This is a genomic window from Priestia megaterium NBRC 15308 = ATCC 14581, from assembly GCF_000832985.1.
Taxonomy (GTDB): domain Bacteria; phylum Bacillota; class Bacilli; order Bacillales; family Bacillaceae_H; genus Priestia; species Priestia megaterium.
In genome coordinates this window covers 4,985,912-4,997,603 of sequence record NZ_CP009920.1, presented here as the reverse complement: position 1 = coordinate 4,997,603, position 11,692 = coordinate 4,985,912, and the positions used below count along the sequence as shown (strand labels likewise).

Here is an 11,692-nt window from a genome sequence, read left to right as displayed (position 1 = left end):
CAAAATCAACATCAAAGAAAGGTGATCACAGTGCCAAATGCATGGGATGCAGAACAAATCGTATCAGCACCGTTTGCCAAAACACTAATCGAAACGCAGTTTCCAGAACTTGCGCCCGCTGCGATTTCACTGCTTGGCTACGGCTTTGACAATACGGTCTATCAAGTAAACGACCGCTTTGTATTTCGGTTTCCAAGAAGAGAACTTGCAGTAGGACTATTAAAAACAGAAAATCAGCTTTTACCAAGCCTTGCTTCTCAATTGCCGCTATCGATTGCAGAGCCCATTTTTTTCGGTAAGCCGAATGCAGGCTATCCTTGGCCTTTTACGGGATATCACTACGTGCAAGGAACTCCGCCTGCAAGATTAACAGAAGAAGAGCGCATACAATCCGCTTCTGTACTAGCAAGATTTCTTCGTACGCTGCATCACTATCCTCATTTAAAAGCCCAAGAGCTCGGCGTGCCGTTTGATGAGTTGAATCGACTTGATACGATGAAACGAAAGCCGGCGCTAGAGAAATATGTCAAGCAAATGAAAGAGCGTAGTCTTTATTCAAAACAAGAAATTCTCGAAGACTATGTAAATGGCATACAAGAAATTCACTATCAAGAAAAAAACGTACTGGTTCACGGAGATCTTCATATTAAAAACATGATTGTTGATCAAACCAATATGGTTTCAGGCATCATTGACTGGGGAGATGTTCATATTGGTCACCCGGCAGTTGACCTAGCGATTGCCTACAGCTTTTTACCTCCTAAAGGAAGAGCACGTTTTTTAAAAGAATACGGAAAAGTAGACGAAGAAACGCACAGACTGGCAAAATGGAAAGCTGTATTTACAACCGTAGTACTTGTGGCGCACAGCTACGACCAAGGAGACAAACAAACGCTAGAAGCGGCTCTAGAAAGCTTGAACCTGATTTTTCAAGAGTAATAAAACTGTAATAGAATTTCTGTTAAATTCCTGTATAGTTAAAAAAGGATAAAAATAAAAACAACAGGTGAAGCAAACGATGAATACAAGCCACTGGAATGAATCAGCAGCGCAGCTGATAGAAGCATGGATACAGCTATATAAAGAAAACGAATTTCTTATTGGAGAAACGAAATCTTTAAACATGCTAAAAGAAGAAGTAGACGGGATGGACAAAGAAAAATTTCTCTCCATAGTAGAACGTCAGCTGCAGAAAGTGTATGACGAACTGGAAAAAGAACGGACAGAGTACAACATCAACAACAGTGAATATACAATGGTGACGTTTCTTTCAAGCGACTATCCGGAGTACATAAACAAGCGTCAAAGCAATATGAAACAGCTCCAACAGTTAACAAGCATACATAGAAGTGTTACAGAGCTTTTCGGAAAAAAACTTTCTTCCGAAGCGGATATGGTAGCGTTTAGAAACGACTTTTTTCAACTAACAGAAAAACATGCTAACACGTCATCGTTAAAAGAAATGAAGGAAAACTGGAATACGTATTTGTCAGCGTTTGTTGAATTTCAAAAAAAGCATGAACATGTAAAACAAGCGATAGCCGCAGTACTTGAAGAAGACAAGAGCTTAAAGCAAGAGTGGAAGCAGCTAAGCAAAAATAAAGTAGTGACCAAACAAAAAGCGACCGCCTTTCGCACAAAGCAGCATGAGCTAAATGAAAGTATTCGAAAAGCCACGACTGCACAAAAACAGTTACTCGAACTGCACTGGCCTGATGTTCGCAGTCAGTTTGATGCGCTGCAAGAAAAAATGAGTAAGAGTCTTTCTACTGTGCTGGGAGAAACGCAACGCAGCATGGAAGCCATTATCCAAAACGATGCACATGAACACGCCAAGTTAAAGCAATCACTTAACGACCTACATGCAGTCCACAAAGTCGACGTTCATCAAACGTGGTTAGCGGCTTTTATTAAAAAATCACGACCATTTTTTAACGAACTGAGTGAAGATATAAAGGATACTCGGTGTCGAGAACTGTGGAATCGAATTTACGGCATGTATAAAGGAATAGCAGTAAACGAATTTATTGTTACATATGAAGAATTTTTAGCACTTCAGCCGCTTAACAGTATAAAAAGAACGGAGATGCTAAAGCCACTAGCTCGGTTAAAGGTAGATATAGAACCTGTTACGCTGCCATCCTACGCAGACTTTCCCGTGCTCAAAAAGCAGCAATCATCACGACGCACTTTTCCTATTTTAATAGGAGGCGCTATCGCCCTTGTCTTATTGCTGACGATTGTATATATGAATCGTGACAATCAAACGTTAGAAACAGACTCAGACGTAAAAGCTACGGCCAGCACGAAACTGTTAAAAAATGAAGAGGTCAAACCAGCTACTGTAAGCAAAACGGATCTTGAAAACTTTTTTATTTCTTATAAAGCTGCTTACTTTTCAAGCTTAAACAGCGGAGACTTTAGTGGGATGGCGCCTTATATTGACTCGGGTCAGCCAGTTTATAAACAGCTAAAAAGCTATATCACATCACTCGCCGGAAAAAACGTATCGTTTGCTAACGATCAGTTTCTAGTGAAAAAGACAGAATCACATGACGACGGAACCTACGACATTTATACAAACGAAGTATACACGTTCACCGACTCATATGATGCAAGCACGCAGTTTAAGAAAGAACGAATTTATCATGTTAAAGCTGTTGGCAAAGACAAACTTCAAATTACTAAAATTGATACGTTAACAGATGAGCAGAAGCCGGTGGAAGAGTGAATGGTTTCTGAGAGATTATGAATAACCGCTAGTTCCTTTTGGGAAGCTAGCGGTTGTTGTGGTTGGGAGAGAGAAGAGGTTTGGTTGAATTGCTTGAGCGTAGGATGACCTCTACGCTGCCAGCGTGGATATCTTGTTATATAAAGTTTTAAATACTTCAAATAGAAACAAGAAATTAATCTAAAGTACGGTCATATTAATTCCAGTTTCTCTCTATAAATTGAAATGCCGGTCGTAAATTCGTTTTATTAGCAATTGAAATAAGAGCGGGAACAACCGAAGGGTCCGTTTTAGAGAAATTAGGAATTCGCGGATTCAACCGGAAAAACTGATCGCCTAAAAGCTCAGAGCTGACCATTGATTCATAGTAGCTCGATCCACCGGAGATAATCTGAAGAAACGGCAGCAACGGTTCATTAGGCGATCGGTCTAAAAGCACTCCCCAATTCGGAGGCAGGTCCTCCATATCCTCAGGGCGTATGTTATCGGCACTAACCATTCCCCATCCCTTTGTATCTCTTCTTAATTGAGTTGGCTGTTCACCTGTTCCAATGGATAATACGGCAATTTGATCTAACGGCTGCTTTGCTTTTCCGACTGCAAACGCGATACTAGCTGTACTGGTGTTAGTTGCTACTGTATACCCATCCACGTAGTTTTGATAAGCTCTTTGCGTTGCTGGAGCAGCGCTGCTCCTAAGTATTACGTCACTAGCTTTCTCATTAAGATAAGGAGAACCTAGAAAGTTGTGAAATAACACAGGATTCCAACGATTCAGTTCCGGTGCAAACAAATGAAAGGCAGGCACAACGATTCGTTTCTTTAAGTCTCTAAGGCGAAGGTCTCGGGGGAAAAACGTTCGTATGGCTTTAATCAAACCAGAATAGGGTACTTGTTGGTTAAAAACCGGTCCGCCCGGTCGTGAAACACTGAATGCCGGTAAGATTTGATCTTTAAAAAAATCAAACGTCTCTTCTGGTGATCTTCCACTTGCTAGTGCAAGGGCAGTAAATGAACCAATCGAATTTCCTGAAAAAACATTGGTTTCACTAATTAACTTGGGGTTTTGATAAGCCAATCTATTCAAAAGTTGTAAACTTAAAGCACCTAAAGTACCGCCTCCATCAAAGGTTATAATTCTATATTTTGTCAAAGGTTATTTCTCCTTTCGAATCCCAATAGAGGTATCATTCTGTATATGTTTATTTGATGTGTTGGAGAGGTATGAGTATCCCTTTTACTAATTATGTAGAAGTTAGGTTATAGAGGTGAGAATTGCCAAAAGGAACTTCATCAAGTATAAAAAAATACGAGGAAGACAGTTTTCGTTAATTTTCTGCAGTGTATAGTCAGAGTGTAACAAGCATTTCTAGAGTGAATATAGCTTTTTTTGTAGAATAATAGGATGGTATACTGTAAATTAGCTTTCGGATTAGAGGGATTTGTAAGAAAGTAATTAGAAACAATGCGATCTAATGGTTAAGTAAAGTATTTTTGCTTAGCATTCAAACTGAAAGTAAATATTTATACCTATGACTATTATCTTTTATTTTGAAGTTATATCCTTTTTAATGAATCAACTAGCTTACAAAAGGGATTATTATCCTATTTAGATAGTGTATTAGCAGTTTTATAATGGATAATAGAGGAAAAACTCAAACCAGAGATATATTAATCATAAAATAAAAGAGGGTATGTAATGGGAAAAGTATATGAAGCCAGTACGCTTTTAGCTTATGCAAAAGACAGAGTGGAGGCTTACAAAGCATTTGATGAACAGCTAGATGTATTAAAAAAAGCCCTTCATGCCGTGGCTACACTCGATCATGAATTTCAAGGGAAAGGTGCCGACAGTATAAAAGACTTTTATGCATCACAAGTAGATATGGTTACGCATTGGAAAAGTCTTGTATCTTCACATCAATCCTATTTTAATAGTATTGCAGATTATGCGGAACAAGCTAAATTAAAAGGTGATACGGTTGTAGACGTATCATTTTTAGAGCAAGAGCTGGCTGTTACTAATGATCGCTCTAAGCAAATGGTCGAACAACAGTACACTGAACTTGAAGCGATTTTAAGCAATATTGAAGATATTATACATATTACACCCTTTCCCACAGAGGCCTTTGAAGATGAGTTAAGCGCTGCTGAGAAAAAAAGAACAGAAACTATTACCGCAGTAGAAGAACTGGATAATCAACTTTCAAGTGAATATGAAATGTTAAATTCTTTCTATGAATCCGTTCAATTTAGCGTAAATGGTTTGGAACAGCTGACTTCTCAAGGCGGCAGTGCTTATCAGCTCACTTTTAATGCCGAAGCTTACAAAAATAGCCAGGTATACAAAACACAGCAGCAAATTGATAAAGTGGCTTCAGGTTATGTAGAAGGAAAAGCTGAACAAAAACAAGAGGTTAAACAAAGAAAAGCAGCTATTGAAGCTGAAAAACAACGACAAATTCAAGCCAATAAGCCATGGTATGAAAAAGGATTAGACATTGCAGGAGAAATTACGGGATACTATGATTTTAAACGAGCCGCAGACGGAGTCGATCCGGTTACGCATAAGAAACTGTCCGCTACTCAGCGAGTCACGGCTGGAGCAATGGCAGCAGCTGGGTTCATCCCGTTCGTAGGCTGGGCGGGACGAGCGGTAAAAGGCGGAAGCTTTGTCTACAAAACGGCAAAAGGCATGAGTGCTGCGCATCATGCAATGGCTATTTACCAAACACCTAAAGCGTTTAAAGTGCTTGAACAAACAGAAAAAGGATTGTATGGACTTGTCTTAACAAATGGCATGTATGAGTATACAATGGGGAAAGACGTATTAGGAAATAAGCTTACAAAAGAGCAACAGCAGGCTAGTTTGTTTCAATCATTTGGCATTGCTGCAGGAGGCGTGCTTGCTTCAAAAGCATCTACTCAACTTGTCGAAAAAGGTGCACAGGCAGTCACGAAAAAGTTCAATGATATGCGCAATGTGGTTCATACGAGTAAAGTGACTCAATACGGAAAAGACATCCAGCAGGCCATGCGAAAAATGCCGGCAGCGGGTATTGATAAAGCTAGGAAAATGTATGATGCTGTATTAGATGCAAAGATACCGAGATTCGTACCGCAGGAAGCACCGGTGGGTGTGAGTGCAGACTTTGCGCAGCAAACTGTGCGGGATGTGTTAAAAAATACAGCGAAGAATACGATGCAGTTTATTAATGATATCGAAATTTGGTATGATAAAGACGCTAAACGTTATCGAAATAAAGAGACAGGGCAGTTTACTCGTGGTCCGAATCGTGTTCACGAAGCTGAAAGTAGAAACATTCAGCCTTTGGAAGTACCGGCAGTAGAATCAGTTATAGTTAATAAACAGAATGATTCAATGAAGGATACGTCAGTGTTTGATCGTGACTTAGTAAAAGCATATTTGAAGGATGTTGAATCCAAAACAAGGTTAAAGGTTCACAAAATACAGGTGGAATTTTTAAAAGAGTCCCTAAGAAATAATAAATTTGAAAAATTAACACCTAAAGAAACAGCTAAGCATAGAAGTAGATTTACTACGAGTTTAAAAAACAAATTAATTGAAGAATGGGAAGAAAAAACTAATCAAAAGTGGCCACGATATACAGAGGAAGTATATGATCAAACTGGAGAAATTGCTAGACATATTGGTCAGCCATATGATGCTCATCATCTAATAGAAAACAATTTTTCTGGTCCCCATGAATGGTGGAATATTCATCCTGCTAAATACCCTGATGAACATCAGCAGGGGATTCATGGAAAAGGAGCACCATCAAGAATGTTATTCCCTAGGAGGTAATAGTAATGGCGGATTTTAAGTTTATTAATAATGGAGAAAATAAAATTTATAATTTATCCGAAAAGGAGATTTTAAAAGCGGAGGACAGGATGGGTATCCGTTTTCCCGATGACTTAAGACAGTTATATTTAGAAGTTGGATATGGGTTCATTAAAGAGCCAAGTAATAATGCAATCAATAGAATTATGGGACCAGGAACGGTAGCAAATGTCAAATTACGAGAAGGAGTTTTTGAATTCGATCCAGATTTAGAAGAACTAGATGAAGAAGATAAACTTATTTTCTTTGAAGTGAATGAGGGTATATATATATCGTTAGATTTAAAATTGCCCAATAATCCAGTTTTTTATTTTGACACTCAGATAGCAGACTCATTAGAAGATTTTTTTAAGAAATTTATTAATGATAATGAGTATTATATTGATTTAGAATAATACACGGTTTAAATAATAGATAAAATAAAGAACCCAACAAAAAGACCATTGGCTAAGCATTAGCCAATGGTCTTTTTAGATAGATATTGTTAAGAAGATTTACTCTTAGGAAACCGAACAATTCATTTCAAGAATATAAATTCATTATATTCAAATGTAGTTAAAAATAATTGGAAACATAATGCACTTAAATAAATTAAGGAGAAATAAAAACACTTCAATTATACAGTATATAACCCTGCTAGCATGGAAAATAAAGTTTTCCGTAGCTTTCTATTATGCTCATGAATACCTTTATAACAAGGCTTTAAAGGGCTTTTTTAAATCTAAATATTTAGTTTTTAATTATGATAAAAAGGGGGAGAGTTCCTGTGGTTGCTAAACAATTCATAGAATATTTTCCTCAGTACGGTGATTATATAAAAGATTCTATGAGGCATCATCATATAGGAGAGGGTGGCCAAGCGGCAGCTTTACCGAAAAGCTTGCATCCAGGATATGGTGGTATTCATAATGTTGAAAAGGAGTGGGGAATTACTGGAATAGATGATAAAATTGCAAATAGATTGGAAACTTTTATAAATAATTCAGGAAGGTGAGAAAATGATTTTACCACAAGAGTTTAATCAGAAATGGAATGTTGAAAGAGACGGGCCCCTAATAAAATTTGAATATGATGCTTTAGTAAACACAGGTTTTTCTGATGAAGTAAAACAGTTTTTATCTATAGGAGGTTTACCTGAAACTCCCGCACCGTATCTAGATTTTACTTCCTCACAAGGGGCATTAAATTCTATTACAAGTATATTCAGTATGCCAGAAGAGTTTCAAAACTATTGGTTTTTAGGGTCAACTGGTTCTGGTGATCCAATATGTATAATAAAAGAAACAGAAAATGTGGTGTTTCTTAATAATGGTAATGACTATAAAGAAGTATTTATTAATTCTTCCATAAATCAATTTGCCGAATGTTTATTAGTATATTCAAGAATGATTGATAAGGCAATTCAAATAAATGATGAAGATGCTTTTATCGATAACGATATACCAGAATCCGTAATTAATTGGTTAAAAGAACAATTAAATAAAATTGACCCTAAATGTATGGGAAATGGGTATTTTTGGCCTATTGAAGTTGAGAATTTTTATGAATAAATCATGCTAAAAAACTTCATATAGAAAAGCGGTAAAGTATGTAGCTGGATGATTTAATACATTAAAAGGTTTATATTTTAAACTTTTTATAATTAAGGAAATACTTTTGGATTTTGTGCAAAAACATCACTTGAATTTCACGAGTGATATTTTTTGTTTTAGAGAAATGGTTATTACAATTGAAAATTAGCAATAGTCGTTTTAGATTCGTTACATCTATGTAGTGTAAAGGGTTATGAAAAAAGGAAATTAAAGTGATGGAAAGATTAATGAAGGAGACTTAAGAAAGTAAAAGGTGCAATGATGAATTATTTTGAGAGATTACTAGATTATTGTAATGACAAATATAATGGAGTCCCAAAAGCGCCGTGGGATGGAGGCATAAATCCGGTACTATATTTAAGTGAGCCTGACGAAGAAGAGTATATTTTTGGAAGCCAATAGAAAAAAGAGATGTTGAAGACTTTGACACAATTGAAACTGAAATTAAAATACGCTTGCATGAAACAATCAAAGAATATTTCAATAGTTATTTATTTTTAAGCTTAGAGGGTTTTTATCATTCAAATTATATATACCTTGAACCTGTTGAGCCAGATAAAGATTTATTGACTTATTTTAAAAACTTGAAGAGCTATGAAGAAAGCCGAGGCAATGAATTCAGATATATACAGATAGGTTTTATTTCTCCAGATGAGAGGGCAATTAACGTAGATAACGAGACAGGAAAAGTTTATATAGAGGATTACGAGACGAATGAATTGAATTTAGCGGCACATTCTCTTCAAGAATTAATAGAAGAAATAAAATTGAAGAATAAATAGAGGAGAAAACTATATGGAACTAAATAATGCCGTAGTTGAAGCAATAACATCTAATAATTGGCTAGAATACTGTGGAGTTGAAACTAATCTTCCAAAAGGAAGTAATTATTCTTATTTATCAAATAAAAAAGTAGTTAATAAGAATGTAAAAGGAGTGAAATGGGAAAATATTTGTCTTGAAGAGAGAAATAATTTAACTGGTTATTTAGCCAAGAATAAACCGGAGCTGTATAATAAAAATTGGAATGTATTAGTGAGAGAAGTTAAAACAGAGGTATTGCCTAAAGTTGTTGATAAAATCGAAAGCCAAGTAAGCATATTAGGGTTATCAAGTGATATAGTGAATTCTGTTAAATTTGATATTATCAACATCATTATGGTGCTTACATATGAGAAATATTATAATTCAGATTTTTACACCAGTATGTTAGACATCTATTTAAGTGGTCATATTCCTTGTGGATGGGACGGAGATTATCCAAATGGAAAAATATTAGTATATTAGGAGGGAAAAATGGAGCGTAATTTAGCATATTATAGCGAGATGAAAAAGGTGGTTAATCATTTTTTAGAAATATGCCAATTAACCCCGGAAAATTTAGATGAACAAGAAAAACAAGTTGTATCGACATTTTGTTTCGGTATGATAAACGGCTATTCTCTTAAAGAGAAAAAAGATGCTGTACAGATTCAGGGAGCTACCATAAATATACTTATAGAAGTATTTTCGTATTCTCCCTCAGCTAGTGCAGAGTTTTTTGATTTTTTAATTGAGTGTACAGATAAGTCGTTTCATCCTACTATGAATGCTATTATTCATAGGGGAATTCAGGCATATCATCAGTATAAAGAGAATAGGAATCAAGAATTAAAAGAAAACATTCATAATATAATAGATATAATTAAAAGTGGTTCCTAAAGAATTTTTATCCATTAAATATTAGTAAGCTATAATCTGAAAAGAGCCTTAAGTTTTGAAGTGATCCTATAAAGTTAGACAGGTTATTTTGGCAGGCAACTTGCAGGGCATGAGTTCGGTATTGGACTGGACTCATGCCTTTTAATTTTGTTTTGATCCCTCTATGCTTATAGTAAATACACTTCTTCAATTCCTTTTTAAAATGTTCAACATTTTAAAATTGCTTTAAATAAAGAGGTTCAGACTTCATAATTCCAAAGAAGATTTCGACTATACCATTATCGTAACAATTTCATTTTCGTGACATATTTTGTGTAATTCCTTGTTGATTTAGAGAATAGGGAGTCTTTATTACTATATTATTAAATGCGAAAGTGCTGAGGCTGTTACCGTAAGAAACACTAGTTGGGTTAAGTGTAGATTTTGATCAGCGTTTCATGATACATTGATAAATATGTTTAAGAATATAATACACTTTATTGGATAATCTACTGCACTATATAGAGATTTCAAAAGTAAGTTATAGCGAACTTATTTTAGAGGATATTAATGAGGAGAGAAATAGTTTGAACCAAAAAGAAATGAGTGAATTTATTCAATTCAATTCCGAGATTAATGATTTTACTGGAGGAGTCTCAGACGAAATTATTAAAGAAGTTGAAAAAGCACTTAAAGTGAAATTTCCGGATAGTTATATCTGGTTTCTTGAAAATTATGGTTCTGGAGGACTGTTTGGAGTAGATATACTTGGCTGTGGGAAATCCGCAACTCCATCTGTAGTAACAAACACTGAAAGATTTCGGAACATTGGATTGCCAACTCAATACGTAGTTGTTGAAAACTGTGAAGAGTTTGTATATTGTTTAGATACTGAAAACCTAATTGACGCTGAATGTGTAGTTGTGTCGTGGGACAGAATTGATGGATATAGTGGAAAAAGAGCAGATAACTTTTATGAGTTTTTAACAAATAGACTTCTTGATGCCAAAGAAAATTGGGACGAAGACTTTTAAAATTAATCTATATGGTTGTTAAGTTATTTAACCTTGATTGGCTCTATACCTTTCAAGGTTTTTTATTATATTTAAATGTATAGAGGGATATCTGAAACTTTAAAACCTATGGTATAAACAAGATGAGCATTTCAAAAAGTTATTCTATTAATTATTAGAAAATGCCAAGAGAAAAACTTTAAGAGGAAATTAAAAGGAGAAATCGAGCAAATTTCAGTCGGTAAGTTTAAACAAAGGAGACTTAGGATGAGTATAAAAGGGATAATGACGGATTATTTTGAGAGACTGCTAGATTATTGGAATGAAAACTATAATACATTTCCAAAGGCACCATGGGATGAAGAGATGCATCCACTGCTATATGTAGGTGAGCCTGATGAAGAAGAGTATGTTTTTTGGAAACCAGTAGAAAAAAAGGCTGTTGAAAACTTTAGTATGATCGAAGCTGAAATTAAAATGCCTTTGCATCATTCAATTAAAGAGTATTTTAACAGTTATTTATTTTTAAGCTTAGAAGGTCTTTATCATTCGAAATATATATGTCTTGAGCCTGTTGAACCGGGTAAAGATGTACGAAGTTATTTTAAACATCTTGCGCATTATGATGAAAGTCAAGGAAAGGAATTTAGATACATACAGATAGGTTTTATTTCTCCGGACGAAATGGCCATTAACATAGATAATAAGACCGGAAAAGTTTATACAGAAGATTATGAAACAAACGAATTAACATTATTGGAGCATTCACTTGAGGAATTAATAAGAAAAATAAAGCTGAAGAAATCATAAT

12 protein-coding genes and 1 pseudogene are annotated in these 11,692 nt (G+C 35.3%); 11 read left to right on the top strand and 2 right to left on the bottom strand.

The genetic code is table 11. The features are described from left to right. Positions 1-30: 30 nt before the first annotated feature. Both BG04_RS25650 and BG04_RS25645 read left to right on the top strand, forming a co-directional pair. The gene (locus BG04_RS25650; protein WP_034651299.1) at positions 31-939 is read left to right on the top strand and encodes a phosphotransferase; all 909 of its coding nucleotides are present in this window, start codon (positions 31-33) and stop codon (positions 937-939) included. A 79-nt stretch (positions 940-1,018) separates the two neighbouring features. Then, entirely contained in the window at positions 1,019-2,731 is a 1,713-nt protein-coding gene (locus BG04_RS25645; RefSeq protein WP_034651302.1) for a TcaA NTF2-like domain-containing protein, read from the top strand. Between the two features lie 196 nt (positions 2,732-2,927). On the opposite strand, the gene BG04_RS25640 is transcribed toward BG04_RS25645, so the two are convergent. After that, positions 2,928-3,884: a patatin-like phospholipase family protein gene (locus tag BG04_RS25640; protein ID WP_034651304.1), complete on the bottom strand. Its 957-nt coding sequence runs from the start codon at positions 3,882-3,884 to the stop codon at positions 2,928-2,930. A gap of 546 nt (positions 3,885-4,430) precedes the next feature. Here BG04_RS25640 and BG04_RS29140 point away from each other — a divergent pair. The 7 genes from BG04_RS29140 to imm48 all read left to right on the top strand — a co-directional run bounded on the left by BG04_RS29140 (position 4,431) and on the right by imm48 (position 9,889). Beyond that, positions 4,431-6,557 (top strand): T7SS effector LXG polymorphic toxin, encoded by a 2,127-nt coding sequence (locus BG04_RS29140; protein WP_051975588.1) that lies wholly within the window; start codon positions 4,431-4,433, stop codon positions 6,555-6,557. A 5-nt stretch (positions 6,558-6,562) separates the two neighbouring features. Beyond that, positions 6,563-6,991 (top strand): SMI1/KNR4 family protein, encoded by a 429-nt coding sequence (locus tag BG04_RS25630; RefSeq protein WP_034651306.1) that lies wholly within the window; start codon positions 6,563-6,565, stop codon positions 6,989-6,991. Between the two features lie 371 nt (positions 6,992-7,362). Further along, on the top strand, positions 7,363-7,590 hold the full coding sequence (locus BG04_RS25625; RefSeq protein ID WP_051975589.1) for a hypothetical protein: 228 nt from the start codon (positions 7,363-7,365) through the stop codon (positions 7,588-7,590). A gap of 4 nt (positions 7,591-7,594) precedes the next feature. Continuing rightward, positions 7,595-8,146 (top strand): SUKH-4 family immunity protein, encoded by a 552-nt coding sequence (locus BG04_RS25620; RefSeq protein WP_034651308.1) that lies wholly within the window; start codon positions 7,595-7,597, stop codon positions 8,144-8,146. Between the two features lie 440 nt (positions 8,147-8,586). Continuing rightward, positions 8,587-8,970 (top strand): SecY-interacting protein Syd, encoded by a 384-nt coding sequence (locus BG04_RS31525; protein WP_305954818.1) that lies wholly within the window; start codon positions 8,587-8,589, stop codon positions 8,968-8,970. Between the two features lie 13 nt (positions 8,971-8,983). Then, positions 8,984-9,475, top strand: coding sequence for a hypothetical protein (locus tag BG04_RS25610; RefSeq protein WP_034651311.1), 492 nt, complete (start codon positions 8,984-8,986; stop codon positions 9,473-9,475). A gap of 9 nt (positions 9,476-9,484) precedes the next feature. Further along, entirely contained in the window at positions 9,485-9,889 is a 405-nt protein-coding gene (imm48, locus tag BG04_RS25605) for an Imm48 family immunity protein (RefSeq protein ID WP_034651314.1), read from the top strand. Positions 9,890-9,983: 94 nt separating this feature from the next. Here imm48 and BG04_RS31520 read toward each other — a convergent pair. Continuing rightward, positions 9,984-10,229 (bottom strand): annotated as a pseudogene (locus BG04_RS31520) (IS3 family transposase); the annotation flags it as partial. Positions 10,230-10,455: 226 nt separating this feature from the next. On the opposite strand from BG04_RS31520, the gene BG04_RS25600 reads away from it, so the two are divergent. Both BG04_RS25600 and BG04_RS25595 read left to right on the top strand, forming a co-directional pair. Beyond that, positions 10,456-10,902, top strand: a complete 447-nt coding sequence (locus BG04_RS25600; protein WP_034651316.1) for an SMI1/KNR4 family protein — start codon at positions 10,456-10,458, stop codon at positions 10,900-10,902. Between the two features lie 246 nt (positions 10,903-11,148). Continuing rightward, on the top strand, positions 11,149-11,691 hold the full coding sequence (locus BG04_RS25595) for a SecY-interacting protein Syd (RefSeq protein WP_034651319.1): 543 nt from the start codon (positions 11,149-11,151) through the stop codon (positions 11,689-11,691). The last annotated feature ends 1 nt before the right edge of the window (position 11,692 follow it).

Excerpts from the sequence above, each read along its gene's own strand:
- BG04_RS25645 (WP_034651302.1), top strand. The coding sequence starts at position 1,019 with ATGAATACAAGCCACTGGAATGAATCAGCAGCGCAGCTGATAGAAGCA.
- BG04_RS29140 (WP_051975588.1), top strand. The coding sequence starts at position 4,431 with ATGGGAAAAGTATATGAAGCCAGTACGCTTTTAGCTTATGCAAAAGAC.
- BG04_RS25630 (WP_034651306.1), top strand. The coding sequence starts at position 6,563 with ATGGCGGATTTTAAGTTTATTAATAATGGAGAAAATAAAATTTATAAT.
- BG04_RS25620 (WP_034651308.1), top strand. The coding sequence starts at position 7,595 with ATGATTTTACCACAAGAGTTTAATCAGAAATGGAATGTTGAAAGAGAC.
- BG04_RS25610 (WP_034651311.1), top strand. The coding sequence starts at position 8,984 with ATGGAACTAAATAATGCCGTAGTTGAAGCAATAACATCTAATAATTGG.
- imm48 (WP_034651314.1), top strand. The coding sequence starts at position 9,485 with ATGGAGCGTAATTTAGCATATTATAGCGAGATGAAAAAGGTGGTTAAT.
- BG04_RS25595 (WP_034651319.1), top strand. The coding sequence starts at position 11,149 with ATGAGTATAAAAGGGATAATGACGGATTATTTTGAGAGACTGCTAGAT.